The 24,586-nt window shown below is 69.2% G+C and carries 27 protein-coding genes and 2 pseudogenes; 15 read left to right on the forward strand and 14 right to left on the reverse strand.

Going from position 1 to position 24,586, the window contains the following annotated elements; translation table 11 throughout:
- The first annotated feature begins 33 nt into the window (after window positions 1-33).
- Window positions 34-1,065: an ABC transporter permease gene (locus KAE78_RS05030; RefSeq protein WP_262927829.1), complete on the forward strand. Its 1,032-nt coding sequence runs from the start codon at window positions 34-36 to the stop codon at window positions 1,063-1,065.
- 128 nt (window positions 1,066-1,193) lie between these two features.
- On the opposite strand, the gene KAE78_RS05035 is transcribed toward KAE78_RS05030, so the two are convergent.
- Window positions 1,194-2,411 carry a trans-sulfuration enzyme family protein gene (locus KAE78_RS05035; protein WP_223172026.1) on the reverse strand — a complete coding sequence of 406 codons (1,218 nt, stop codon included), beginning with the start codon at window positions 2,409-2,411 and terminating at the stop codon, window positions 1,194-1,196.
- Window positions 2,412-2,526: 115 nt separating this feature from the next.
- On the opposite strand from KAE78_RS05035, the gene KAE78_RS05040 reads away from it, so the two are divergent.
- From KAE78_RS05040 to KAE78_RS05055, 4 genes are read left to right on the forward strand one after another with little or no spacing between them, the layout of a single operon-like run.
- Window positions 2,527-2,697, forward strand: coding sequence for an Lrp/AsnC family transcriptional regulator (locus KAE78_RS05040; protein ID WP_223172027.1), 171 nt, complete (start codon window positions 2,527-2,529; stop codon window positions 2,695-2,697).
- Window positions 2,658-3,014, forward strand: coding sequence for an Lrp/AsnC family transcriptional regulator (locus KAE78_RS05045; protein WP_223172028.1), 357 nt, complete (start codon window positions 2,658-2,660; stop codon window positions 3,012-3,014). Before KAE78_RS05040 ends, KAE78_RS05045 begins: the two co-directional genes overlap by 40 nt.
- 23 nt (window positions 3,015-3,037) lie before the next feature.
- The gene (locus KAE78_RS05050) at window positions 3,038-3,319 is read left to right on the forward strand and encodes a type II toxin-antitoxin system Phd/YefM family antitoxin (protein WP_223172029.1); all 282 of its coding nucleotides are present in this window, start codon (window positions 3,038-3,040) and stop codon (window positions 3,317-3,319) included.
- Window positions 3,319-3,708 (forward strand): type II toxin-antitoxin system VapC family toxin, encoded by a 390-nt coding sequence (locus KAE78_RS05055; protein WP_223172030.1) that lies wholly within the window; start codon window positions 3,319-3,321, stop codon window positions 3,706-3,708. Before KAE78_RS05050 ends, KAE78_RS05055 begins: the two co-directional genes overlap by 1 nt.
- A gap of 178 nt (window positions 3,709-3,886) precedes the next feature.
- Here KAE78_RS05055 and pntB read toward each other — a convergent pair whose 3' ends face one another.
- The 9 genes and pseudogenes from pntB to KAE78_RS05100 all read right to left on the reverse strand — a co-directional run bounded on the left by pntB (window position 3,887) and on the right by KAE78_RS05100 (window position 13,055).
- On the reverse strand, window positions 3,887-5,320 hold the full coding sequence (gene pntB / locus KAE78_RS05060; protein ID WP_223172031.1) for a Re/Si-specific NAD(P)(+) transhydrogenase subunit beta: 1,434 nt from the start codon (window positions 5,318-5,320) through the stop codon (window positions 3,887-3,889).
- Window positions 5,320-6,897, reverse strand: a complete 1,578-nt coding sequence (locus KAE78_RS05065) for a Re/Si-specific NAD(P)(+) transhydrogenase subunit alpha (RefSeq protein ID WP_223172032.1) — start codon at window positions 6,895-6,897, stop codon at window positions 5,320-5,322. The genes pntB and KAE78_RS05065 overlap by 1 nt, the downstream gene beginning before the upstream one ends.
- 216 nt (window positions 6,898-7,113) lie before the next feature.
- On the reverse strand, window positions 7,114-7,590 hold the full coding sequence (locus KAE78_RS05070; protein WP_223172033.1) for a heme-degrading domain-containing protein: 477 nt from the start codon (window positions 7,588-7,590) through the stop codon (window positions 7,114-7,116).
- A gap of 4 nt (window positions 7,591-7,594) precedes the next feature.
- Entirely contained in the window at window positions 7,595-8,632 is a 1,038-nt protein-coding gene (locus KAE78_RS05075) for an aldo/keto reductase (RefSeq protein WP_223172034.1), read from the reverse strand.
- 54 nt (window positions 8,633-8,686) lie between these two features.
- Window positions 8,687-9,292, reverse strand: a complete 606-nt coding sequence (locus KAE78_RS05080) for a bifunctional 4-hydroxy-2-oxoglutarate aldolase/2-dehydro-3-deoxy-phosphogluconate aldolase (protein WP_223172035.1) — start codon at window positions 9,290-9,292, stop codon at window positions 8,687-8,689.
- Window positions 9,289-10,032 carry an IclR family transcriptional regulator gene (locus KAE78_RS05085; protein ID WP_223172036.1) on the reverse strand — a complete coding sequence of 248 codons (744 nt, stop codon included), beginning with the start codon at window positions 10,030-10,032 and terminating at the stop codon, window positions 9,289-9,291. The genes KAE78_RS05080 and KAE78_RS05085 overlap by 4 nt, the downstream gene beginning before the upstream one ends.
- A 50-nt stretch (window positions 10,033-10,082) precedes the next feature.
- Window positions 10,083-11,581 (reverse strand): annotated as a pseudogene (locus KAE78_RS05090) (tripartite tricarboxylate transporter permease).
- Complete coding sequence (locus KAE78_RS05095) at window positions 11,578-12,069, reverse strand: tripartite tricarboxylate transporter TctB family protein (RefSeq protein WP_223172037.1); 492 nt, start codon at window positions 12,067-12,069, stop codon at window positions 11,578-11,580. The pseudogene KAE78_RS05090 and the gene KAE78_RS05095 overlap by 4 nt, the downstream one beginning before the upstream one ends.
- Window positions 12,066-13,055, reverse strand: coding sequence for a tripartite tricarboxylate transporter substrate binding protein (locus KAE78_RS05100; protein WP_223172038.1), 990 nt, complete (start codon window positions 13,053-13,055; stop codon window positions 12,066-12,068). Before KAE78_RS05100 ends, KAE78_RS05095 begins: the two co-directional genes overlap by 4 nt.
- A 318-nt stretch (window positions 13,056-13,373) precedes the next feature.
- Here KAE78_RS05100 and KAE78_RS05105 point away from each other — a divergent pair, with 318 nt between their 5' ends.
- Together KAE78_RS05105 and KAE78_RS05110 are read left to right on the forward strand one after the other, a co-directional pair.
- On the forward strand, window positions 13,374-14,978 hold the full coding sequence (locus tag KAE78_RS05105; RefSeq protein ID WP_223172039.1) for an ABC transporter substrate-binding protein: 1,605 nt from the start codon (window positions 13,374-13,376) through the stop codon (window positions 14,976-14,978).
- A gap of 26 nt (window positions 14,979-15,004) precedes the next feature.
- Window positions 15,005-15,517 (forward strand): M14 family zinc carboxypeptidase, encoded by a 513-nt coding sequence (locus KAE78_RS05110; RefSeq protein ID WP_223172040.1) that lies wholly within the window; start codon window positions 15,005-15,007, stop codon window positions 15,515-15,517.
- 338 nt (window positions 15,518-15,855) lie between these two features.
- Here the strand turns inward: KAE78_RS05110 and KAE78_RS05115 are convergent, their stop codons facing one another.
- Window positions 15,856-16,011: a hypothetical protein gene (locus KAE78_RS05115; protein ID WP_223172041.1), complete on the reverse strand. Its 156-nt coding sequence runs from the start codon at window positions 16,009-16,011 to the stop codon at window positions 15,856-15,858.
- A 115-nt stretch (window positions 16,012-16,126) separates the two neighbouring features.
- Here KAE78_RS05115 and KAE78_RS05120 point away from each other — a divergent pair, with 115 nt between their 5' ends.
- Genes KAE78_RS05120 through KAE78_RS05145 form a run of 6 tightly spaced genes read left to right on the forward strand, consistent with a single transcriptional unit; the run spans window position 16,127 to window position 20,435 of the window.
- Entirely contained in the window at window positions 16,127-16,414 is a 288-nt protein-coding gene (locus tag KAE78_RS05120; protein WP_223172042.1) for a hypothetical protein, read from the forward strand.
- Window positions 16,399-16,905 carry an ABC transporter permease gene (locus KAE78_RS05125; RefSeq protein WP_223172043.1) on the forward strand — a complete coding sequence of 169 codons (507 nt, stop codon included), beginning with the start codon at window positions 16,399-16,401 and terminating at the stop codon, window positions 16,903-16,905. The genes KAE78_RS05120 and KAE78_RS05125 overlap by 16 nt, the downstream gene beginning before the upstream one ends.
- A gap of 22 nt (window positions 16,906-16,927) precedes the next feature.
- Entirely contained in the window at window positions 16,928-17,329 is a 402-nt protein-coding gene (locus tag KAE78_RS05130) for an ABC transporter permease (protein WP_223172044.1), read from the forward strand.
- A gap of 39 nt (window positions 17,330-17,368) precedes the next feature.
- Window positions 17,369-18,220 carry an ABC transporter permease gene (locus tag KAE78_RS05135; RefSeq protein WP_223172045.1) on the forward strand — a complete coding sequence of 284 codons (852 nt, stop codon included), beginning with the start codon at window positions 17,369-17,371 and terminating at the stop codon, window positions 18,218-18,220.
- A 45-nt stretch (window positions 18,221-18,265) separates the two neighbouring features.
- Window positions 18,266-18,796 (forward strand): GbsR/MarR family transcriptional regulator, encoded by a 531-nt coding sequence (locus KAE78_RS05140; protein WP_223172046.1) that lies wholly within the window; start codon window positions 18,266-18,268, stop codon window positions 18,794-18,796.
- Window positions 18,783-20,435, forward strand: coding sequence for a dipeptide ABC transporter ATP-binding protein (locus KAE78_RS05145; RefSeq protein WP_223172047.1), 1,653 nt, complete (start codon window positions 18,783-18,785; stop codon window positions 20,433-20,435). The genes KAE78_RS05140 and KAE78_RS05145 overlap by 14 nt, the downstream gene beginning before the upstream one ends.
- Before the next feature lie 18 nt (window positions 20,436-20,453).
- Here KAE78_RS05145 and KAE78_RS05150 read toward each other — a convergent pair whose 3' ends face one another.
- Window positions 20,454-20,975, reverse strand: coding sequence for a winged helix-turn-helix domain-containing protein (locus tag KAE78_RS05150; protein ID WP_223172048.1), 522 nt, complete (start codon window positions 20,973-20,975; stop codon window positions 20,454-20,456).
- 117 nt (window positions 20,976-21,092) lie between these two features.
- Here KAE78_RS05150 and KAE78_RS05155 point away from each other — a divergent pair, with 117 nt between their 5' ends.
- Complete coding sequence (locus tag KAE78_RS05155) at window positions 21,093-22,019, forward strand: MFS transporter (protein ID WP_262927763.1); 927 nt, start codon at window positions 21,093-21,095, stop codon at window positions 22,017-22,019.
- Between the two features lie 115 nt (window positions 22,020-22,134).
- Complete coding sequence (locus KAE78_RS05160; RefSeq protein ID WP_223172050.1) at window positions 22,135-22,332, forward strand: hypothetical protein; 198 nt, start codon at window positions 22,135-22,137, stop codon at window positions 22,330-22,332.
- 8 nt (window positions 22,333-22,340) lie between these two features.
- Here KAE78_RS05160 and KAE78_RS05165 read toward each other — a convergent pair whose 3' ends face one another.
- The gene (locus KAE78_RS05165; protein WP_223172051.1) at window positions 22,341-23,765 is read right to left on the reverse strand and encodes a carboxylesterase/lipase family protein; all 1,425 of its coding nucleotides are present in this window, start codon (window positions 23,763-23,765) and stop codon (window positions 22,341-22,343) included.
- Between the two features lie 103 nt (window positions 23,766-23,868).
- Window positions 23,869-24,432, reverse strand: a pseudogene (locus tag KAE78_RS05170) (TetR/AcrR family transcriptional regulator); the annotation flags it as partial.
- Between the last annotated feature and the right edge of the window lie 154 nt (window positions 24,433-24,586).

The following is a 24,586-nucleotide window of genomic DNA, read 5'->3' on the forward strand; positions in this document are numbered from 1 at the left end:
CCGCAGGCGGTGTGGTTGGTCGCCGAGCGCGAGATGAACACGAAGCTGCGCAGCAAGGCGTACATCATCTCGACCGTGATCCTCCTTCTGGTGGCACTGGGCGGTGTGCTGTGGATGGGCTTCTCCGGAGGCGGCTCCTCCACGACGCCCGTCGCCGCGACCCCCGAGGTGGCCGCACAGCTGCAGCAGATCGACGAGCTCGAGGTGACCGAGGTCCAAGACCGGGCGGCGGCCGAGGAGCTCGTACGGGCCGGCGACGTCGATGCGGCCGTGCTGCCGGATGCCGCAAACCCCACCGGTCTGCTCGTGCTCGCCGAGAGCGAAGCGCCCCAGTCGCTGCTGCTGATGCTGTCGGCCGCGCCCACCGTGGAACTGCTCGAGCCCGACGGCGCGACCTGGGGCATGCGCTATGCCCTCGGCCTCATCTTCGGGCTCATCTTCATGATGGCCGCGATCACCTTCGGCTCCCCCATCACGACGAGCGTCGTGGAGGAGAAGGCGACCCGCGTCATCGAGATCCTGCTGTCGACGATCCCCGCCCGCGTGCTGCTGGCCGGGAAGGTCATCGGCAACACCATCCTCGCGATGGCGCAGATCCTGCTGCTGGCGGCGGTCGTCGTGATCGGCATGATCGTGTCGGGTCAGGTCGAGCTACTCAAGGGCATCGGCGGGCCGATCGTCTGGTTCTCGGTGTTCTTCTTCTTCGGCTTCATCCTGCTGGCGGCGATGTTCGCCGCCGCGGGATCCCTCGTCTCCCGCCAGGAGGACGTCGGCGCGACCATGACGCCGGTGATGTACCTGACGATGATCCCCTACTTCCTGGTGATCTTCTTCGGCCAGAACACGCTCGTCATGACGATCCTTTCGTACGTGCCCTTCTCCGCGCCGGTCGCGATGCCCATCCGTCTCTTCTTCGACGAGGCGCTGTGGTGGGAGCCGCTCGCCGCCCTGGCGATCCTGCTCGCCACCTGCGTCGCGGTCGTCGCGCTCGGCGGCAAGATCTACGAGAACTCGCTGTTGAAGATGGGGGCGCGCGTGAAGTTCCGCGAGGCGCTGCGCGGGTAGCCGGGACGGACTCCGCGGTGTGTGTTCCGCGAGCGGAAGGAACCTCCCACGCTTCGCGCGGGTCCCTCCTGAGGCTCGCGGAACACACACCGCTGCGTCCTGCGGCGACACGCCGGGGAGCGGCTTGGCTATGAAGCAGTGGAGAAGAAGGTGTCGGATGCCGCGGCATCCGACACCTCTGCAAAGCCCGCCTCGAGGTCGGCGATGAGGTCGCCGGGGTGCTCGAGGCCTATCGACAGCCGCACGATGTCGGCAGAGGGCCGGGCCTCCGGCGGCACGGGGCGGTGGGTGAGCGCGGCGGGGTGCTGGATGAGCGAGTCGACCCCGCCCAGCGAGACGGCGTGGGTGAACAGCGAGACGGATGCCGCGAGCACACTGGCCGCCTCGAACCCGCCCCGCAGGCGCACCGCGAGCATCGCGCCCGTGCCGCGCATCTGCCGGCCGATGAGGCCGCGCGGGTCGCCGCCGGCGCCCGGGTAGAAGACCTCTGCCACGGCCGGGTGATCGGCGAGCCACGAGGCCACCGCCCGTGCGGTCTCCTGCTGCCGCTGCATCCGGATGGGGAGCGTCGCCAGCCCGCGGTGGAGCAGGTAGGCGCCGAGCGGGTGCAGGATCGCCCCGGTCACCGCGCGCACGCGCCGCAGCGCCTCGGCGGTCTCCTCGTCGCAGGCGACGACGCCGGCGATCACGTCGCCGTGCCCACCGAGGTACTTCGTCGCCGAGTGCAGCGACATGCGGGCGCCGAGCGCGATCGGGTTCTGCAGGACGGGCGTGGCGAAGGTGTTGTCGACGACGACCGGCACGCTCCCCGCCCGGGCGACGACGCCGGTGATATCCACCAGCTCCAGGGTGGGGTTGGCAGGGGTCTCCACGATCACGAGTGCGGTGTCGGCTCTCACGGCATCCGCCACCTCCGCCTCCTCGCAGAAGGTGGTCTCGACTCCGAGCAGACCCGAGCCGAGCAGGTGATCAGTGCCGCCGTAGAGCGGGCGCACCGCGACGATGTGCCGCTTGCCGGTGGTGCCCGTGTGCGCGAGGATCACCGCGGTCATCGCGGCCATGCCCGAGGAGAAGGCGACGGATGCCGAGGCACCCTCGAGGTCGGCGAGCGCCTCCTCGAAACGGCCGACCGTGGGGTTCCACAGGCGCGCGTAGACGAGACTGCCGCCGTCTATAGGACGTCCGCCGAGCGCCATCGCCTCGTAGGAGTCGCCGCCGCGCTCGATGTCGGGGAGCGGATTGGTCGTCGAGAGATCGATGGGCAGGGCGTGGACGCCGAGGGCTTCGAGGTCGTCGCGGCCGGCGTGGATCGCACGCGTATCGGGGTGCAGCTGTGGGGTCTCCATCCTTCCAGTCTGCGCAGATCGCGGAGTATCCGCAGAGAAACGATGGATTCAACGGTGATCAGCACCTAAACTGCGATTCTCAGCAAGATTCCTGCGAAGAAGGTCGAGGAAGTCGATGAATGCGCAACCCGCCTCCGGTCCGGTGGAGCTCGACGAGACCGACCTGGCGATCCTGCGGGTGCTGTCCGCATCCGCCGACATCACGAACAAGGCGCTGGCCGCGAAGCTCGGTCTCGCCGAATCGACATGCGCGCACCGCGTGCGGATGCTGCGGCGGCGAGGGTGATCCGCGACATCCGCGTGCGCCTGGACAGCGCCGCGCTCGGCTACCCGCTGCAGGGCATCATCAAGGTGCGCATGCGCAACCACACCCCGCAGAACGTGCGCGACCTCTACGACGCCCTGGCCGCGATCCCGCACGCGCTGCAGGTCTTCCACGTCGCCGGCGTCGACGACTTCCTCGTGCACGTGGCCGTGCCCAGCGCCGAGGCCCTGCGCGACACCGTTCTGCGCCACATCACCGTGCACCCCGCCGTGCGCTCGACCGAGACCCAGTTGGTCTTCGAGCTGCGCGACGGCAGCGGGCTGCTGCCGGTGGACTGATCCTGCGTGCTACCCTGTGCTACATGACGCTGATCACTCACCGCGAGATGCGCAACAACAGCGCAGAGGTGCTGCGTCGCGTCCAGAGCGGCGAGTCGTTCACGGTCACCAACAACGGCGAGCCGGTCGCCCAGATCGGTCCCGTCGAGTACTCGACGCTGGATGACCTCGCCGCCAAGGGCCGGCTGCGGCGCGCCGTCCATGGCGCTGAGGCTCTGCGCGCCATCGCTCGCGTGAAGCTCGACGGCGACACGAGCTCGGCCGATGTGATCGCCGATCTCCGCGGATACGACCGCGATCGCTGATGCAGATCTCCTACGTCGACACCTCCGCGGCGATGAAACTCCTCTTCGACGAGGCGGAGTCTGAGGCCGCCATCGCCCACTTCATCGAGTCCACGGATCGAACGTTCGTCTCCTCGTGGCTGCTGCACACCGAACTGCACTGCGCGGCCGGGCGCCGATCGGATCTCACGGCGGAGGCGCTCACCGCCATCCTCGGGATGATCGATCTCGCAGATCTCACCCGCGGCGATCTGATCGCCGCGGGCACCCTTGCGCCCCTGCGCTCGAACGATGCGATCCACCTGGCCGTCGCGATGCGGCTCGGTGCCGATGAGATCGTCACCTACGACCTGGAGCTTACGGATGCCGCGGCACGCGCGGGATTCCGGGTAAGCGCGCCCGGCGCCTGAGCGACTTCTCGCGTCACCGGCGGTTCGCCGGCATCCGATGCGCTCAGCTCTGCACCTCCGACGCTCGCGCTACTCGAAACCGTACGCGCCCCACGAAAACTGTGCAGCGGAAGCAGGTTCGAGTAGCGCGAGCGTCTGCGGTGCGCGTGTCTACGGGGCGAGCATCCTCGCGGAGGGATCAGTGGGTCGGCGCGGTTGCGTGGAGTGCGGTGAGGATGTCGTCCACGCGCTCCTTCGCGTCTCCGAAGAGCATCTGCGCGTTCTCGCGGAAGAACAGCGGGTTCTGCACGCCGGCGTAGCCGGAGGCCATCGACCGCTTGAAGACGATGACGTTCTTCGCCTCCCAGACCCGCAGCACCGGCATGCCGGCGATGGGCGAGCCCGGATCCTCGGCGGCGGCCGGGTTGACCGTGTCGTTCGCGCCGATGACGAGGACGACATCGGTCTCGGCCAGCTCGTCGTTGATCTCGTCCATCTCGAGCACGATGTCGTAGGGCACCTTCGCCTCGGCCAGCAGCACGTTCATGTGGCCCGGCAGGCGACCCGCGACCGGGTGGATGCCGAAGCGCACGTCGACGCCGCGGTCGCGCAGCTTCTGGGTGAGCTCGGCGACCGGGTACTGCGCCTGGGCGACGGCCATGCCGTAGCCGGGGGTGATGACGACGCTCGTGGCGTTCGCGAGCATGTCGGCCGCCGACTCGGCGTCGATCTCGCGGTGCTCACCGTGGTCGACGTCGTCGCCCTTGGGCGCCTCGATGCCGAAGCCGCCGGCGATCACCGAGAGGAAGGAGCGGTTCATCGCCTTGCACATGATGTACGACAGGAACGCACCCGAGGAGCCGACGAGGGCGCCGGTGACGATGAGCAGGTCGTTGTTGAGCAGGAACCCGGCCGCCGCGGCCGCCCAGCCCGAGTAGCTGTTGAGCATCGAGACCACCACGGGCATGTCGCCGCCGCCGATCGAGGCCACCAGGTGCCAGCCGAGGAGGAACGACAGCACGGTCACCGCGACCAGGAGCCACAGCTGCTGGTCGATGACGAACCAGACGGTCAGGCCCAGGAAGACGACGATGGCGCCGAGGTTGAGGATGTTCTTGCCCGGGAGCACGAGCGGCTGGGAGGAGATGCGCGCCGACAGCTTCAGGAACGCGACGATCGAACCGGTGAAGGTCACCCCGCCGATGAAGATGCCGATGAAGACCTCGGCGTGGTGGATGTCGGCGAGCGCCCCCTCGAGACCGGGGCTGTGCAGGTGCCCGTTCCAGCCGACGAGCACGGCGGCCAGTCCCACGAAGCTGTGCAGCAGGGCGATGAGCTCGGGCATCCCGGTCATCTCGACCTTGCGGGCGCGCCACAGGCCGATCGTGGCGCCGATGACCATGGCCACGACGAGGAGCGTGAGGCCCAGTGCCGCCTGGGGCTGCCCCCAGGCGTCCTGCACCGTGGCCCAGATGGTCGCGGCCAGCGCGATCGCCATGCCGAAGATGCCGTAGGTGACGCCCGCCTTGGACGACTCATGACGGCTGAGCCCCGACAGGCTCATGATGAACAGCAGGGCCGCGACGATGTAGGCGGCTCCGGCGACGGATGCGGAAAGCTCGACCGCGGTCATCAGCGGGCTCCCTTCGTGTCAGCGGCCGGCTTGGCCGGGCCTTTCGAGAACATCTTGAGCATTCGGCGGGTGACCGAGAAGCCTCCGAAGACGTTGATGGATGCGACCAGCACCGCCACGGCGGAGACGATCTGCACGATCAGATCGTCAGTGGTGATCTGCACGATCGCGCCGACGATGATGATGCCGCTGATCGCGTTGGTCACGCTCATGAGCGGCGTGTGCAGCGCGTGGGCGACCTTGCTGATCACGTAGAAGCCGACGACGACCGAGAGCATGAGCACCGTGAAGTGCTGCGGCAGGGGCGCCGGGGCGAAGGCGTTCACGAGGAAGAGGGCGAGGAGTCCCGCACCGATCAGCGCCGCCTTGCGGCCCGCACTGAGCTTCTTCTTCTCCGCAACGGGGGCCCCCGCATCGGTCCCTGAGCCCGTCGAAGGGTTCGGTGGTGCCGCCGACACCTGCACCGGAGGCGGCGGCCAGGTCTCCTCGCCGTCGCGGACGACGGTGACGGCGCGCTGGACGACGTCGTCGAAGTCGAGGGTGAGCTGCCCGTCCTTCTCCGGCGTGAGGAGCTTGAGGAGGTTCACGAGGTTCGTGCCGTACAGCTGCGAGGCCTGGGTGGGCAGGCGCCCGGCCAGGTCGGTGTAGCCGAGGATGATGACGCCGTTCTCGGTCACGACCCGCTCGCCGGCGACGGAGCCCTCGACGTTGCCCCCGGTGCCGGCGGCCATGTCGACGATGACGCTGCCGGGCTTCATGAGGGAGACATCGGATGCCGTGATCAGACGCGGCGCGGCACGGCCCGGGATCTGGGCGGTCGTGATGATGATGTCGACGTCGGCGGCCTGCTCGGTGTAGATCTCCGCGGCGCGCTTGTCGTAGGCCTCACTGGTCGCCTTCGCGTAGCCGTCGGTGGACTGCTCGACCTCGACGTCGACCGGGAGGTACTCGCCGCCGATCGACTTCACCTGGTCGGCGACCTCGGGACGCGGGTCGGTGGCGCGCACGATCGCACCCATGCTCGAGGAGGCGCCGATGGCGGCGAGGCCCGCGACGCCGACGCCGGCGACGAGCACCTTCGCCGGCGGCACCTTGCCGGCCGCGGTGACCTGTCCGGTGAAGAAGCGGCCGAACTCGTGCGCGGCCTCGACGACGGCGCGGTAGCCGGCGATGTTCGCCATGGAGCTGAGCACGTCCATCGACTGGGCGCGGGAGATGCGCGGCACGGCGTCCATGGCCAGCGCGGTGATGCCGCGGGTGGCGAGCGCTTCGCGAAGCTCGGGGCGCAGGGCAGGGCTCAGCAGGCCGATGAGGGTGGCGCCGTCGGCGATCCGGGCGATCTCGGCATCCGTCGGCGGGTTGACCTTGAGCAGGACCGGGCTCGCCCAGGCCGTGTCACCGTCGACGATCTCGGCGCCGGCGGCCGCGTAGGCCTCGTCGGGGTAGGAGGAGTCCTCGCCCGCGCCCTTCTCGACGGCGACCTCGTAGCCGAGCTTGATGATGGCCCCCACCGTCTGGGGGGTCGCGGCGACTCTGGTCTCGCCGTCCTGTTCTGCCACGATGCCGATACGCGTCATCCGAACTCCCTTGTCTTGCGGGCACCATGCCCTGTGCCCTGGCGCGGTCCCCGTGCTTCGGACCGGCTCAGCGACCGGTCGAACGGTCCGCGTCAGGCACACAAATCACGACTATACGGATGCCACACTGCCGCACTTCCCGGATGACAGCATCAGATCGCGAAAGAATCGCGACTTTTTTCGCCTACGCAAGTCCGAGATATCTGATACCTGCGCTCAGTGCGACCCCCGGCGCTCTCGCAGAAACGCCTCGAGGCCGTCGACCACGAACTCGTGATCGTCCATCTGCGCGAGACCCGAGATGCCGGCCGCGCCCACGACGCCCAACCCGCGAACCGTCAACGGGAACGCGCCGCCGTTGGCGGCGATCTCCCGATGATCGAGCCTGGAGTCGCTCGCGTAGTCTCGCCCCTGCGCGGCGAACTGTCCTCGCACCCCGGCCGAGGAGCGCTCGAAATGCATCACCGCGGCGATCTTGCGGTCCAGCCAGGCATCGTTGTCGGGTGTCGCCCCGGCAAGCGCGGCGTGGAAGACGCGCTGACGGCCGATCGTCACGCCGACGACCACGGGCAGTTCCCGCTCCACCGCCCTTCGGCGCAGGAAGTCCCCGAGTTCCCACGCCCGACTCCGGTCGAGGCGGTCGAACACGATGCGACGTTCCTGCTCGGTGATCCTCTTCAGTTCCGCAGACATCGGCTCAGGCCTCCGAGGACGCGGCCCAGATGTTCAGGCCCCCGTCCTTCGCGTGCTCATCGATCTCCGCCAGCTCCGCGTCGGTGAGAGACGCGGCGCGCAGCGCGGCGACCGTGTCGTCGAGCTGGCTGGCACGGCTCGCACCGAGCAGCACGGAGGTGATGCGCCCATCGCGCAGGGCCCAGCTGACGGCGAGCTGCGCAAGACTCTGACCGCGCCGCTGTGCGATCGCGTGCAGTGCGCGCACGCGCTCCAGGTTCCCCTCGCTGAGCATGCCCTCGCGCAACGTCTTCCCCTGCGTCGCCCGCGATCCCTGCGGCACGCCGTGCAGATACTTGTCCGTGAGGATGCCCTGCGCCAGAGGGGAGAAGGCGATCACGCCGACCCCGCACGTGGACGTCACATCCAGCAGGGAGGGCTCGCCCTCTTCGATCCAGCGGTTGAGCATCGAGTACGAAGGCTGATGGATCGCCAACGGCGTGCCCAGATCGCTCAGCAGCCCGGCGATCTGGGCGGTGCGCTGGGCCGAGTACGAGGAGACGCCGACGTAGCGCGCCAGCCCTTGCCGCACGATCGCGTCCAGGGCGAGGGCGGTCTCCTCCAGCGGGGTCTCCGGGTCGAAGCGATGACTGTAGAAGACGTCGACATAGTCCAGTCGCAGGCTGCGCAGCGAGTTCTCCAGGCTCTCGAAGAGATGCTTGCGGCTGCCGCCCCCGCCGAGCGGTCCCTCGAAGAACGGGTAGCCCGCCTTCGTCGATATCACCAGCTGGCTGCGCAGTGCACCGAAGTCTTCGTCGAGGATCCTCCCGACGTTCTTCTCCGTCGATCCGGCCGGCGGACCGTAACCGTTCGCGAGGTCGAAATGGGTGATGCCAAGATCGAAGGCATGCCGGAGGATCTCGCGCTGACGAGCGATCGGGGTGTCGTCACCGAAGTTGTGCCACGTCCCCAGCGACAGGGCCGGAAGCACGAGACCGGAGGCACCCGACCGTCGGTAGTCCATCGCGGCGAAGCGATCGGGCGCAGGCAGATAGGAACTCATGGGTACTCCTCGGTTCTGGATGGGGATCGGCGGCGGCGAGTGCCACGCCGCCGTTCAGTGGGCGCGGATGAGATCCGCGAGAAGATGCAGTTGGCTCTCGTCCTCGAGCGCGGAGCCGACCGCGACGACGTCGGCTCCGGCAGCGAGGAAGTCGGCTGCGTTGCGAGAGGAGATTCCCCCTGTCGCAACGATGCGCACGTCCGGGAAGGGACCCCGGATGCCGCGGACCCAGGCGGTGCCCAGCGCGTCGGCGGGAAAGGCCTTGACCCATCTCAGCCCTGCACCCATCGCCCGCTGCACCTCGGTGGCGGTTCCGACACCGGGGAGATGACTCAGCCCCGCCGCGACACTCGCTTCGGCGACCTCGAGATCGAGTCCCGGCGCGACGGTGAACACCGCTCCGGCATCCGCTGCGGTCGCGACGTGCTCTACCGAGACGACGGTGCCCGCACCGACCAGACGCCCCTGCCGGGCGCCGGCGTCGACACACGCGCGCAGCGCCTCCACCGCCAGCGGTGACTGGATCGGCACTTCGACGGCGTCGACGCCCACCTCCCACGCGAGCGTGGCGAGCTCCACGGTGCGCTGCGGACTGTAGCCGCGCAGGATCGCCATGATCGGAGCACGAGAGAAGATGCGGTCGAAGCGGTCGCCGGTCATGCTCGCCACCCGAGATCGCGGGAGATGCCGTCGGTGACGTGCAGGAGATCGGGGAGCATGTCCTTCAACGTGGGCAGCGGGGCCTTCGCCTTCAGCGCGGTGATCGAGCAGGCCGCGACGACGGCGCCGGAGGCGTCCCGGATCGGCGTCGCGATGCAGTTGACGAAGTCCTCGTGCTCACCGTCGTCGACGGCGTACCCGGTCTCGCGCACGGCATCCAGATCTCTGTCGTACTCCTCGCGGGAGGTCCTGGTCGTCTCGGTGAACCGCTCGAAGCGATACCCGACGAAGAGGTCATCCACACGTGCCGCCTCCTGATAGGCGAGGATCGCCTTGGCCACGCCCGCGGTGTGCAGCTGCACGATCTGACCGATCTTCGAATGCAGTCGGACCATTCCGGCGGGCTCGACCTTGTAGGCGTAGACGATCCGCGTCGGCTCCAGCGCCGCGAGATGGATGGTGTGGCCGCAGGCGTGACCGAGCTCCTGCATCCTCGGGCGAGCGACGATGGGCAGGTCGAACTGCTCCTCGGCGACGTGGGCCAAGCCCACGAACCGGTAGCCGATGCTGTACGAGCCGTCGGGGTTGCGCCGCGTGAGTCCGGAATCGGTGAGGGTCTGGAGAATGCGCAGCGCCGTGGATCGATGCGTATCCAGGTGCATCGCCACCTCCGATTGGGTACGCGGTGCGGTGCTCAGGAACTCCAGCACCTCAACGGCGCGCTGAATGCTCTGCGACATCGTGCAGCTCCTCTGCTTCGGGGATGAGATCACGGGACCCTGCTGTGCGCTCACGTCGATTCTGCCAAGGCATTTCCTCTGCGTCCTTTCAGCAGTCGCCGCAGCAGCGGTGAGCACACGGCGAGCGCGCTCAGCGCGAAGAGAGTGATCGCGATCGGGCTGGTGACGAAAGCGGCGGGACCGTCGATCAGGAGCGCGCGACGCAGATTGCTCTCGGCGAGCGGGCCGAGGATGAGCCCGAGGACCATAGGCCCCGTGGGGAAGCCGAAGCGGCGCATCCCCAGACCGACGACCCCGAAGATGAACATCAGGATGACGTCGAACACGCTGTTCTGCACGGCGTAGGTGCCCACCATGCAGAACGTGATGATGATCACGTTGAGATAGCGCGGGCGCAGGGCGAGCAGCTTGACGACGCCGCGCATCCGGACCAGTGCCAGGGCGAGCGCACCGAGCGTCGCGATGATCATGATCGCGGCGAGGCTCGAGACCAGGTCCGGCCGGTTGACGAACAGTGCCGGCCCCGGCTGGAGCCCCCAGACGATCATCGAGCCGAGCATCACGGCCATGACCGAGTCTCCCGGCACACCCAGCGCGAGCGTCGTGGTGAGCGAGCCGCCCATCGTGGCCGTGCTGGCGCTGTCGGCGGAGGCCACGCCCTCGAGGGAGCCCTTGCCGAACTTCTGCGGCTCGCGCGAGGCCCGACGGGCCTGGTCCACGCGACGAGTCCGGCGATGTCGCCGCCTGCGGCGGGGACGACGCCCACGACGGCCCCGATGCCGGTTCCGATGCCGGTCGGCTTGAGGAGGGTGCGCACCTCCTTGCGGTTGGGCCACCATCGACCGAGCTGCGTGATCGGGTCGGGGTGGTGTCCGCGGCGCGTCGTCGCGATCTGGTTGAAGACCTCGGCGAGACCGAACAGGCCGATGATGGCCGCGATGAACGGGATGCCCGAGGACAGCTCGTCGATTCCGAGCGTGAATCGCTGGTCTCCGGTGATCGGATCCCGCCCGACGGCGCCCAGGAGGAGCCCGGCGGCGCCCGCCACGAGACCTTTGGTGAGGCGATCGCCGGAGACCCCGATCATCATCGTGAGCCCGAACACCACGAGGGCGAACATGGCGATGGGGCCGAACTGCAGCGCGAAGCCCGCGAGAGGCTGCGCCAGGAACAAGAGGACCAGCACCCCGGCGAGGGCGCCGACAGCCGAGACCAGAGCCGAGCTGGTCAGCGCGACGCCGGCGAGGCCCTTGCGTGCCATCGGGTACCCATCGAAAGTGGTGGCGATCGAGGCGGGAGTGCCCGGGGTGTTGACGAGGATCGCCGGGACGCGGTCGCCGAACTGCGCCGCGACATAGATCGACAGGAGAATCGCCAGCCCTTGAAGCGGTTCCAGGGTCAGGGTGAACCCGGCGGCGAGGGCGACCGCCATCGTGGCGGTGACGCCGGGCACCGCGCCGACGAGTGTGCCCAGGAGGATGCCGATGATCAGGCAGAGGCCGATCGACGGGTCCAGCAGCGCGACGACGCCGTCCCACGCGCCGTTCACAGCGGCACCCTCAGAAGCACGCCGAAGAGCACGTAGAGCACGCCGGTGATGACAGCGGGGAAGAGCAGGAGCGCACGCCAGCCGCGCCCGCCCTGAAGAGCGGTCAGTGCGGATGCGAGCACGAGGGTCACGGGAATGAAGTGCACGAAGTTCCAGACGATGCCGTAGATGATGATGAGTCCGATCGCGCCGAGGAGACGGAGCACGCCGTTGCCGGTCACGGACGCCTCGTCACTGAACGAGGGCTTGACGATGGCGAGCACGATCATCGCTCCCGACAGCAGGAGCGTCGTCACCGCCAGCAGACTCGGCCACCATCGTGGCCCGAACGTGTCGCCGCCGGAGGCGTCCGGCAGGGACTGCGTGGCGACGAGCACGCCGCCGGCGAGCACGGCCACGCCGGCGGCGATGCCGACTTCACGCGCGCGGCTGGCCCGCACCCGTGAAGTCGGCGTCGCGACGATGTCGGTCAATGGATCGCTTGTCATCGATCGGGCGACCTGCTACCGGCCCAGGATGGCCGCGAAGCGGTCCCACTCCGCGGAGACGAACGCCGTGGCCTCGGCGGCGCCCCTGTGCAGCGGGATGTTGCCGCCGGACTCGATGAGGGAGATGTACTCCTCCGTCTGGACCGCCGCGGCGATGGCCGCTTCGAGACGCTCGGCGACGGATGCCGGAAGACCTGCGGGCGACGCGATGACCGCCCAGCTGCCGATGACGACATCCGCCCCTGCTCGGTCGCGGTCGGCACATCGGGGAGAGCAGGCGTGCGCTCCTCCGTGAACGTGGCGAGCACGCGCAGCCTTCCGTCCTGATGAGCCGGAGCGGTCTCACCGATACCGGCGACGACGGCATCGACCTGGCTGCCGATGGCTGCGGTGACAGCGGGAGCGCCGCCGTCGAAGGGGACGCCTTGGAAGGTCACGCCGGCCGCTTCGCCGAGCGCGACGGCACCGGCCTCCCAGATCGAGCCCGGCCCGGCGTTGGACACGGTGATCGTGTGGGGGGCAGCCGCGGCGGCAACGATGAGATCGTCGAGGGTCTCGTAGGGGCTGGATGCGGGGACCGCGATCGTGCCGGGCTGGGAGTTGACCTGCCCGAGGAAGTCGTAGTCGGCGGGATCGGTCGAGTAGCCCAGGTGTCCGAGCATCGCCACTTCCACGGGGAAGACGGCGATCGTGTAGCCGTCGGCTGCCTGCTTGCCGACGTGCTCCATCCCGACCGAGCCGGCCCCGCCCGGGCGGTTGTCGACCACGACGGAGACGCCGAGGTCGTCCTCCAGCTGCGTGGCCAGCGTGCGTGCGGTGAGATCGGTTGCGCCTCCGGCGGAGGTCGGTGTGTAGAAGGTGATCGTCCCTGTGGGGAAGCCTTCCTCGTCCGCGTGCGAACCGTTCCGATTCGCACATGCGGACATGCCGAGCACCATCACACCGGCGAGAGCCGCGGCGGCGGCTCCCTTGAACCTCTTGTTCATGCGAGGCATCTGGTTCCTTTCATCATCGTCGATGATGTTGCACTATGTGCAACGCTGTTGTTCCTACTGCACGTTAACCTATACCGAGTCATGGACCCCTCGCGAAATCGTCGCAGTAACGGTTTGATAACGGCAGGCTCGACAGTGTTGCCGTCGCGTTGCGCAGCTGTTTCACTTCGATCACAAGTTTCAGAAGTTCGTGAATCTTCATTGACATACGAACTGGAAGCATCCTAGGTTTCGAGAGTACCCACCCCGCTCCGATACTCAGGTGCTCCGACGCAGCACCCACCGGTATCACTCAAGGAGGAGTCAGCCATGCAACGCACAACACCCACCCTGATGCTCGCGGCATCCGCGGCCATCGCGCTCGCGCTCACCGGCTGCGCCTCGCAGTCCTCACCCGGCAGCGACGAGGACACCGCCGCCGACCCGATCCGCTACGCCGTCGAAGAGCCCGACAGCCTGGTCCCCGGCAACCACTTCGGCTCCTACGCGATCCTGTTCTCGCTGTTCTCGCCTCTCACCTCGCTCGACTCGAACGGTGAGATCAGCTACCTCGCCGCCGAGTCGGTCGAGTCCGATGACGCGATCACCTGGACGATCACGCTGCGCGAAGGCTGGACCTTCCACAACGGCGAACCCGTCACCGCGCAGGACTACGTCGACACCTGGAACCACGCCGCCTACGGCCCCAACGGGTGGGTCAACGGCCCGCAGCTGGCCGGCGTCGTCGGCTATGCAGACCTGAACCCCGGCGAAGGCGAGCCGGCAGCCGAAGAGCTCTCCGGGCTCACCGTCATCGACGAACGCACCTTCACCGTCGAGCTCGGCGCCGCCGACCGCCAGTTCCCGCTGCAGCTGACGGCGGGCCAGACCGGTCTCTACCCCCTCCCTTCGGAGGCCCTCGAGGACGTCGCCGCCTGGGAGCAGAACCCCGTCGGCAACGGACCGTTCCAGCTGACGGGCACCTGGTCGCCCAACGCGCCGATCGAGACCGTCGCCTACGAGGGCTACGCCGGCCCCGCACCGAGCATCGACGCAGTGACGTTCGTGCCGTACCTGGACACCGCCACCGCCTACACCGACACCCTCGCCGGCCAGGTCGACATCGTCGCCATCGGCGGCTACCAGGCCGGCCAGGCGCGCACGGACTTCGGCGATCACGTCTACGAGCTCGACGCGCCGGGTGTCGACTTCCTCGGCTTCAACCTCGACGACCCGCGCTTCTCCGATGTTCGCGTGCGCCAGGCGATCTCGATGGCGATCGACCGCGAGGCGATCAACAACGCCGTCTTCGGCGGATCGCAGGTGCCGGCGACGTCGCTCACGGCGCCGAGCATGCCCGGAGACCCGGCCGGCATCTGCGGGCGGTACTGCGAGTTCGACCCTGAGGGGGCCAAGGCGCTCCTGGAGGAGGCCGGCGGCTTCGAGGGCGGCATGGAGATCCACTTCATCGCCAACTGGGGCCAGGAGGACCTCTTCGAGGCGATCGCGAACCAGATCCGCCAGAACCTGGGCATCTCGAGCGTCGTGGCCGCTCCGGCATCCGACTTCGCCGCCTTCGTCGACCGCGTCTCGGGCGGAGACGTCAACGGACCGTTCCGCGCACGCTGGGGCGCTCTCTACCCCAGCCAGCAGAACACGCTGATGGCCGTCTACACCGCCAGCGGCGAGGGCAACTTCGGTGCCGGCGGCTACTCCGACGCGGAGGTCGACGATCTGCTCCGCGCAGCGAACGCCGCCGACACCTACGAGGAGTCGTACGAGGGCTACCGCCTGGCGCAGGAGCGCATCCTCGAGGACTTCCCGACGGTGCCGCTGTTCGGCAACCGCTACCTCTACGTCACCTCCGACCGCATCGCCGAGCTGTACACGGTCTCCGGCGGCGTGGACCTCAACCGCGTCGTCCTGGCCGACTGACCCGCCCCCACGAGAGAGCATCACCCGTGCACAACCCTGTCACGGCGCACAGCGCCATCGGCCCGGTCGAGGAGATCCTCCGCCGGGCCGGTGGCGTGTCCGCGCACACCGCCTTCCCGACCGTCGACGAGCTCCACGCGGCGATGGAGGACCTGCGCGCGCGGCGTCCCGACCTCGTCACGAGCGAGCGGATCGGCACGAGCCGGCTGGGTGAGCCCATCCGGCGCTATCGGGTCGGCTCCGGGGCGCTCTCGGCGCTCATCGTGGGAGGCGTGCACCCGAACGAGCCGATCGGATCGCTCACCGTGCTCCACCTGGTCGAGCAGCTCATCGCCGATGACGACTTCCGCGGGCGGCTCGACACGACCTGGCACATCGTGCCCTGCGCCGACCCCGACGGCATGCGCCTGAACGAAGGGTGGTTCGCCACCCCTCCGATCGGGAGCGCTACGCGCGCGAGTTCTTCCGTCCGGCTCCGGACGAGCAGGTCGAGTGGACGTTCCCCTTCTCCTACAAGGACGCCTACTTCGACCGGATGATGCCGGAGACCCGGGCTCTGGCACGAGCGATCGACCTCGCCGAGCCCGACCTCTACGTGCCCCTCCACAACAGTGAGGGCGGCGGAGCGTACTTCTACCTCTCCCGCGCCACCCCCGGGCTGTACGAGCAGCTGCACGCCGTGACGGCGCACCTCGGGGTGCCGCTGCACGCGGGCGAGCCGGAGGGCGCGCACTTCCCCGTCCTCGCCCAGGCGATCTACGAGATGGGCACGATCGAGGAGGCCTACGACTGGACGGAGTCCCTCGGCATGGACCCCTATCCGGAAGGCTCGGCCGGAGACGCCTCGACGTCCTACGCGCGCAAATACGGCTCGCTGTCACTGATCGCCGAGCTGCCGCAGTTCTCCGACCCGGATGCCGACGACACGACGCCCACCGCGCACTCCTACGCCGACGAGCTGCGCCGCAGCGGCGAGCTGCTCATCGAGGCGGGCACGCGGCTGGTCGCACTGCTGCAGGACTCCGAGCCCCATCGGCGACTGGACACCCCCTGCTGCGCGCCGCCCGCGTCTTCGCGCCGGCGGCGGTCTCGGCCGGCCAGGCCAACATCGCCCGCGCGGCCGCCCCGAGGCGGAGCGCCCCGCGACCGTGGCGGAGGTCTCCGCACTGCGCGGACTCGTCGAGCTGCACCGGCTGCGCTGGGGCGGGATGCTCGTGCGCGCGCTGCGCGCCGAGGTCGATGCCGGCACCGCCGCCCCCGAGGTCCGAAGGGCAGCGGATGCCGCGCAGGCGCTGTTCGACGGCTGGCTCGCCGAAGCGCTCGAGACGGGCACGCCTGCCGCGCTGCCGCTCAACGATGTCGTGGGCGTGCAGTACGGCGCCATCCTTGCCGCGCACGCCTACGTCGCCAAGGAGCGGACATGCGCCTCGGACTGAGCCTCCTCCAGCGCGTCGGAGGATTCGCGATCGTCTTCATCGGCGTGACCTTCATCATCTATCTGACGGTCTTCAGCCTGCCCGGCGACCCTATCCGCGCCCTCGCCGGCGACCGTCAGCTCCCCCAGTCCGTGATCGACGCGATCAACGCGCGCTACCTGCTCGACCAGCCGCTCTGGGTGCAGTACACCAACTATCTCGGCAATCTGCTCCGTGGCGACTTCGGCGTGGACCTGACCGGTCGCCCCGTGGCCGATCAGCTCGCGGCCCGCTGGCCGGTGACGATCACCCTCGCGCTGACCGCCTGGGTGATCCAGATCGTGCTGGGCCTGGCCGTCGGCATCGTCTCGGCGCTCAAGCGCGGCACGCTCATCGACCGGGGTCTGCTGATCACGACCATCGCGATCAGCTGCGTGCCGGTCTTCGTCCTCGGCATCACGGCGCAGATCGTGTTCGGCGTGCGGCTGGACTGGTTCCCGTCGCCGGGGTGAGCGAGGGTGGCCCGCGTCCTACGTGCTGCCCTCGCTCGTGATCGCCGTCTTCGGGCTGGCATCGGTGTCGCGTCTCGTGCGCGGCTCGATGATCGAGAACCTCGACGCCGACTTCGTGCGCACCGCCCGCGCGAAGGGCATCGGCGAAGGTCGCGTGGTCGGGCTCCATGTCATGCGCAACTCGCTCATCCCCACCGCGACCTATCTCGCCACCGACCTCGGCTTCCTCCTGGGCGGAGCGGTCGTGATCGAGGGCATCTTCAACCTCCCCGGCGTCGGGAACCTGCTGTTCACCGCCATCCGGAACCACGAGGCGTCCCTGGTCGTCGGCATCTCCACCGCCCTGATCATCATCTTCCTGCTCACCTCGCTGATCGTGGACGCCCTCCATGCACTGCTCGACCCGAGGATCCGCCGTGGCTAAACAGGCTCCCCGAAGACGACCGCCATCGCCACTGCGAAGGTGCGGCAGAACTCCGCCTGGAACCATCTGATCCGCCGGCCGCTCGTCTGGGCGGCATCCCTCGTCCTCCTCGTGCTCTTCGCCTTCGCCGTCGCGCCGGCTCCCTTCGCCGGACTGTTCGGCAACGGCGACCCCCGCGCCTGCGATCTCGCCGACAGCGCCGTCCGATCGGCTCCCGGCCACCCCTTCGGCTTCGACCTGCAGGGCTGCGACATCTGGGCGAACGCCGTCTATGGAGCGCAGAGCTCCATCGCCGTCGGGTTCCTGGCGACGGCGATCGCCTTCCTCCTCGCCGTCGTCCTGGGGACGCTGGCGGGCATGGGCGGCCGGGTCGCGGACTGGATCGTGTCTCGCCTGACCGAGGTGTTCCTGGGCTTCCCGCTGCTGCTGGCGGCGATCGTCGTGCTGAACATGCTCGGCGCCCGCAACGTCCTCACCGTCAGTCTCGTGCTCGGCGTCTTCGGCTGGCCGATGATGGCCCGGCTGATGCGCAGCGCGGTGCGCTCGGTGAACAAGGCGGACTATGTGCTCGCGGCGAGGACCATGGGGCTGGGCACGCCGCGCGTGGTCGGACGCTACGTCCTTCCGAACGCGATCCAGCCGGTCCTGCTCCTAGCCACGCTCACGGTCGGCGCGGTCATCGTCGCCGAGAGCACGCTGACCTACCTCGGGATCGGACTGTCGTCGCCGGCGATCTCCTGGGGGCTGCAGATCGCCGCCGGCTCGCGCGTCTTCCACTCCGCCCCGCACATCCTCGTGCTCCCGAGCATCATGCTGGCGCTCACGGTCCTGGCCATCGTCGCGATCGGCGAGGAGCTGCGCAGCGCCTTCGATCCACGCGAGAGACGCTGAGGATGCGATGCTGATCGTGAGCCCACAGCGGGAAAGGACCAGAACATGACCGAGAATCCGGATGCGGCAGACGACGTCGACGAGCGCGAGGCCTACCGGCTCCAGTTCGCCGAGGACATCAGCCTGATCTGGGACATGGCCGGCGTCTCGCGCATGGACGGCCGGGTCCTCGGCTATCTCATGATCATGGACCGCCCCTACATCTCCTCGGCCGACCTGGCCAAGGCACTCGGTGCGAGCGCGGGCGCGGTGTCGATGGCGACGCGGCGACTGCTCGACACCAACTACATCCGTCGCCATTCACTGCCCGGGGACCGCAGCCACTACTTCAAGGCGGATGAGGACCCCTGGGGCAGCTTCCTCGCGAACGAACGCCGCTACTTCGGCCGTCAGATCGAGGCCCTGGACGCCGCCCTGCGCTGGCTGAAGCCGGAGGAGGGCGAGGCGCGCATCCGCGTCATGAACGGGCGCGACTACCTCGAGTGGATCGATGAGTACCACAACAAGATGCTCGGCGACTGGCGCGAGTACAAGCGCGCCCGCGACACAGGCGAGGAACGGGATGAAGATGGCTGAGTCGCATCCGGATGTCGTCCTGAGCGTGCGCGACCTGCGGGTCGCGTTCGGGAGGAATTCCCCTGTCGAGGTCGTCCACGGCGTCGACTTCGACATCGCGCCCGGCGAGGTCGTCGCCGTGGTCGGCGAGTCCGGCTCGGGGAAGTCGGTCACGGCCCTGTCGGTCATGGGCCTGCTTCCGGAGGGCGCCCACGCCACCGGATCGATCGCGCTGCACGGCCGGGAACTGCTGGGACTTCGCCCCAAGGAGCTGCAGCAGGTCCGCGGTGCGCAGGTCGCGCTGATCTCCCAGGACCCCGTCGCATCGCTGAACCCCGTGTTCACGATCGGCTTCCAGGTCGTCGAGGCCGTGCGCGCGCACGATCGATCCCTCGGCCGGCGGGCCGCCCGGCGCCGCGCGGTCGAGCTGCTCGAGCTCGTCGACATCCCCGATCCGCAGCGGAGGATGGGTCAGTACCCGCATGAGCTGTCCGGCGGCCAGTGCCAGCGCGTCGGCATCGCGATGGCGCTCGCCTCCGACCCCCGGCTCCTCATCGCCGATGAGCCGACGACCGCGCTCGATGTGACCGTGCAGGCCGAGGTGCTCGACGTCCTCGCCCGCCTCGGGCGGCGCGACGGCCGCGGCATCCTGCTGATCACGCACGACATGGGCGTCGTCGCCGACATCGCCGACAGGGTCGTCGTGATGCGCGACGGGGCGCTGGTCGAGGACGGCCCGGTGCAGGAGGTCCTCACCTCACCGGCCGCCGCCTACACCCGGCAGCTGCTGGACGCCGTGCCGCGGCTGGGGCAGCGCGACGAGGAGGAGCCGGCGGCATCCGATCGGCTCATGCTCGAGGTGCGCGATCTCGTCGTCGAGTACGGAGGGCGGCTGCGCGGCGTCGTGCGTGCGGTCGACGACGTCAGCCTCGACGTCCGCCGCGGGGAGATCCTGGGCCTTGTCGGCGAGTCCGGCAGCGGAAAGTCGACGATCGGACGGGCGATCATCGGGGCGGCTCCGGTCACCGAGGGCGGCATCGTCATCGACGGCACCGATATGAGCACGGTCTCCCGTGCGGAGCGCACCCGCATCCGACGTCGCATCGGGGTGGTCTTCCAGAACCCCGCGACCTCCCTCAACCCCCGCTACACCGTCCGGGAGAGCATCGCCGAGCCGGTCGCGACCATCGGCGGCCTGCGGGGACGCGAGCTGCGCGAGAGGGTCGAGAGCCTGCTGATCGACGTCGACCTGGCCGATCGCAGAGACCACTATCCCCATCAGCTCTCCGGCGGCCAGCGGCAGCGGGTGGCGATCGCCCGAGCCGTCTCCCTCGACCCGACGATCCTCATCGCGGACGAGCCGACCAGTGCACTCGACGTCTCGGTGCAGGCGCAGGTGCTGGATGTCTTCCGTCGCCTCCAGGAGAGGCTTCGATTCGCCTGCGTCTTCATCAGCCACGATCTCGCCGTCGTCGACGAGCTCTGCGACCGGGTGGCGGTGCTCCACCACGGGAGGATCATGGAGACGGGTCCGCGCGCGCAGGTGCTGCGGCGACCCCAGGTCGCCTACACGCAGCGTCTCATCGCCGCCGCGCCGGTGCCGGATCCGGTGCTCCAGCGCGCACGACGTGCCGAGCGGCTGGCGGCGAGCGCTTCCTGACCCTCCGGAGGCGCGCGCTCAGCCCGCGGGCGTCTCGCGCGGCGGGTTGCGGTCGGGGTGCACGGCCGCGAAGAAGGAGTACGTCTTGCCGTCGGAGTCGGAGGGGCGCGCCTTGAACTCCTCGGCGAGCTCGCCCAGTCGCCGGCCGAACTCCTGCATGTGCTCGTCGTTGAGCTTGAGGCCGAGCCAGATCGTGTCGATCTCGGTGGGAGCGAGGCCCTCGATCTGCTCGAGGAAGGTCTCGATGAGCACCGCCGACTGCCCGGGGATCGGCGTACGCCACGAGAGCCCGGTCGCCCGGTACGGGATCTCACGGGCGCCCTGCGCACCCGAGCGCTCCTCCTCCGCGGCGAGGAAGCCGGTGCTCACGAGAGTGCGCACGTGGTGGAGCATCGTTCCCGGGTTGACGTCGAGGAGTTCGGCGAGCTCCTTGTTCGTGCGCGCCTCGAAGGCGCACAGGCGCAGCACGCGCAGCCGCAGCGGAGAGCTGAGGGCGCGCGCCCTCGCCTGGCTCTCGGCATCCGATCCCTCATCGACCATGCCCCCACGATACGGGAGTGGTTGACTTTCCTCAATCAGTTACGCAGACTGATTGACATGTCTCAATCAGTAGACGCGAAACCGCGCTCCCTCTGGCGCGACGCGAACTTCCTGCGCATGTGGAGCGGGCAGGCGCTCAGCCAGTTCGGCGCGCAGATCACCGAGCTGGCCATCCCCGTGCTCGCGGTGCTCATCCTCGGGGCGACCGAGTTCCAGCTGGGGCTGCTCAACGCCGCCGCCGTGGCCGCGTTCCTCGTCGTGGGGCTGCCCGCCGGCGCCTGGATCGACCGGATGCGCAAGCGCCACGTGATGATCGTCGCCGACCTCGTGCGCGCCCTGGCGCTGGCGATGCTGCCGCTGCTGTGGTGGCTCGGCGTGCTGGAGATGTGGCACCTCTACGCCGTGGCGCTCGTGCTCGGCATCGCGACGGTGTTCTTCGACGTCTCGTACCAGAGCATCGTCCCCTCGCTCGTGCGCCCGGCGCAGATCGCCGAGGCGAACGGCAAGTTCGAGTCCACCCATCAGATCGCCGGGATCGCAGGGCCCGCGATCGGTGGGTGGCTCGTCGGCATCCTCATGGCGCCGCTGGCGATCCTCGCCACGGTGGCGACCTACATCGCCTCCCTCATCGCGCTGCTGTTCACCCGCGACAACGAGGTGGTCGCCGAGAAGGGCTCGCACGATCCGATCCTCCGCTCGATCGGCGAGGGGCTGCGCTGGGTGTTCGGCAACCGGCTGCTGCGCCGGATCGTCGGCACGACGGCGATCTCGAACTTCTTCAGCACGATCTCGTTCACGTTGCTGCCGATCTTCATCCTGCGCGAGCTCGGCCTCTCCCCCAGGCGATGGGCATCGTCTTCGCCCTCGGAGCGATCGGCGGCTTCGCCGGCGCCGTCGCCACGCCCCACCTCGTGCGCCGGATCGGCGAGGCGCGGGCGATCCCGATCAGCGCGATCGGATTCGCCGTGGCGGGGCTGTTCCTGCCGGCGGCCGCCCTCGTACCGGCGATCGCCTTCCCTCTTCTGGTCGTGCAGGGCTTCCTGATGTCGTTCACCGTGCTGGTCTACAACATCACCCAGGTCACCTTCCGCCAGCGCGTCACCCCGGCACGCCTGCTCGGCCGCATGAACGCCTCGATCCGCTTCTGCGTCTGGGGGTCATGCCGATCGCGGCCCTGCTCGCAGGTGCGCTCGGCACCTGGCTGGGCGTCGTGCCGACCATGTGGATCGGCGCGCTCGGCGGGCTGCTCGCCGCCGCCTTCGTCGTCATCGGCCCCTTCTGGGGCATGCGCGATCTGCCGGATGTGCATGCGGAGTCGGATGCCGCGGCATCCGACTCCGGCTCCTCCGCCGACTGACCGCGGGGTCAGGCCCAGGCGGCGCGCAGCACCGCACGCGGGTCGGGCACCACCGGCGAAGCCGCACCGTCGAACACGCGGGTCGGGCGCGAGGAGTCCCACGCCGGCCATCCCGGATCGCCGGATGCCGCGAACGACACCCAGGCACCGTGCATCTGGTCGGCCAGATGCTGCGGGGCCTCGGCGCCCGCGATGGTGACGGACTCCCCGCAGGAGAGGTTGTCGAAGACGAAGCCGAGCTCCAGCGCGTGGCAGGCGCCCAGCCCCATCACCGGCGTCTTCCAGTCGAAGTCGTAGACGTGGACGGGCGCGCGGTGGGCGTCGGCGATCGTCAGCGAGGGCATCCGGATCGCCTTGTCGAGCGCGATCGAGCCCAGCACGTCGCCCAGCGGCTGACCGGCGAGCGCCTCCCGGTAGGCCCTGACGACCTTCTTCGGGATCTTCGCCTTCTTCCCGGCCGCCCAGAACACGAAGCGGCCGATCTTGTCGTTCATCCTCGTCGGCACGAACCACAGTTTGTGCTCTTCGGTCGTCGCTCCGAGCAGCACGGGGACGGATGCCGCCTCGCCCCTCTGCACGGCCTCGACCGGTTCGATCGGCACCGAGTCCGGGTCGGCGATCATGCCGAAGGCCGCGGTGCTGGAGAGCGGGTTGCCCCGACGCGTGTAGGCGAACTGGGCTTCGACGAGCGTCGTGGGATCGACGGCGGCGAGCGCCTCGGCGCTGGGGGCGACGCCCACCTCCTTGGCGATGTTCGCGGCGGTGGTCCGCGCGGCCTTCTCGTCCTGGAGAAGCGGCGGGCCCGACTGCAGCACCGCGCCGTGGAACAGGCCTCGGGCACGCGGGGCGGCCAGCAGCGCGGCGGTGATGTTCGCGCCCGCCGACTGCCCGCCCACGGTCACCCGCGCGGGGTCGCCGCCGAACGCGGCGATCTCGTCGCGCACCCACTCGAGGGCGGCGATCGCGTCGAGGAGCCCCCGGTTGGGAGGAGCGCCGTCGAAGACGCCGAAGCCCTCCATGCCCAGGCGGTAGTTGATCGAGACGAAGACGACGCCGTCGCGGGCGAAGGCCGAGCCGTCGTAGATCGGCTGGCTCGAGGAGCCGTTGCGCAGCGCCCCGCCGTGGATCCAGACGAGGACCGGGTATGTTCCGGCATCCGTTCCGGGAGTCCAGACGTTGAGGTTCAGCCACTCGTCACCGGGGATCGTGGTGTCGCCCAGGATCGTGTCGATCGGCGGGGCGTAGGGGAGCTTGGGCGCCGTCGGCCCGAAGCCCGTGGCATCGCGCTCGCCCTCCCAGGGCTGGACGGGCGCGGGTGCCCGGAAGCGGTTCTCGCCGACGGGCGGCGCGGCATAGGGGATGCCGAGGAAGCGGATGCCGGCGGCGATCTCCTCGCCGCGGACCCGGCCTTTGCTCGTCTGCACGATGGTCACTGCTGCCCCCTTCCGCGACGGCCGTGCGCGTCCTCGCGCCGGCCATCCTCAGCGCCATCTCGACGTACGAGTTCGCGACCTGTTCTCCCGTGAACGGCGCGTCCGGGCCGAACCAGTTCGCCACGCGCATGCCCATGCCGGCGATCGCGGTGGCGGTGAGGAAGGTGTCGGCGATGTCGAAATCGCCGCGCTCGGCACCCCGGGTAAGCACCTGCAGGAGCAACTGCCGGGACTGCTCGCGCAAAGTCACCGCAGGACGCGCGAGATCGGCCGAGAGCGCGTGCAGCTCGGCGTTGGTGACCACCGCCAGCAGCGGGTACTCGGTATGCACGAGCACATGGGAGTGGACGATCGCGGCCAGCTGCGCGGCCGGGTCGGCGCCCGCGCGCACCACCGCCTCCTGCAGGCGACGGTGCATCTCCTCGTGGCCGTGGAGCACGAGGGCGGCGAGGATATGCCCCTTGGACGGATAGTGCGCGTAGAGCGTGGCGGAGTTGACGCCCGCGTCGGCGGCGAGGTCGCGGATCGAGGTGCCGTAGTACCCGCGCTCGGCGAACTGGGCGAGCCCTGCCTGCAGGATGCGGCCGCGGGTGCCGGGCGGCGTCACGCCCTCGGGCAGTCGGACGTTGACGGCGCTGAGGCGCCTGGCGCTTCCGCTCACGCTCACCCTCTCCTTCGAGATCGATCGATTGATGGATCTGCGTCGATCCCCGATCAATTCCAGAGTATACGCACTTCTGTGTTCCAACCAATCGATCGATTGACACCGGATGCGAACCCGCTTATCGTGAGCGGTACGTCACCTGACCGTCATCTCGCGC

The organism is Microbacterium sp. NIBRBAC000506063 (assembly GCF_017968845.1).
Lineage (GTDB): Bacteria > Actinomycetota > Actinomycetes > Actinomycetales > Microbacteriaceae > Microbacterium.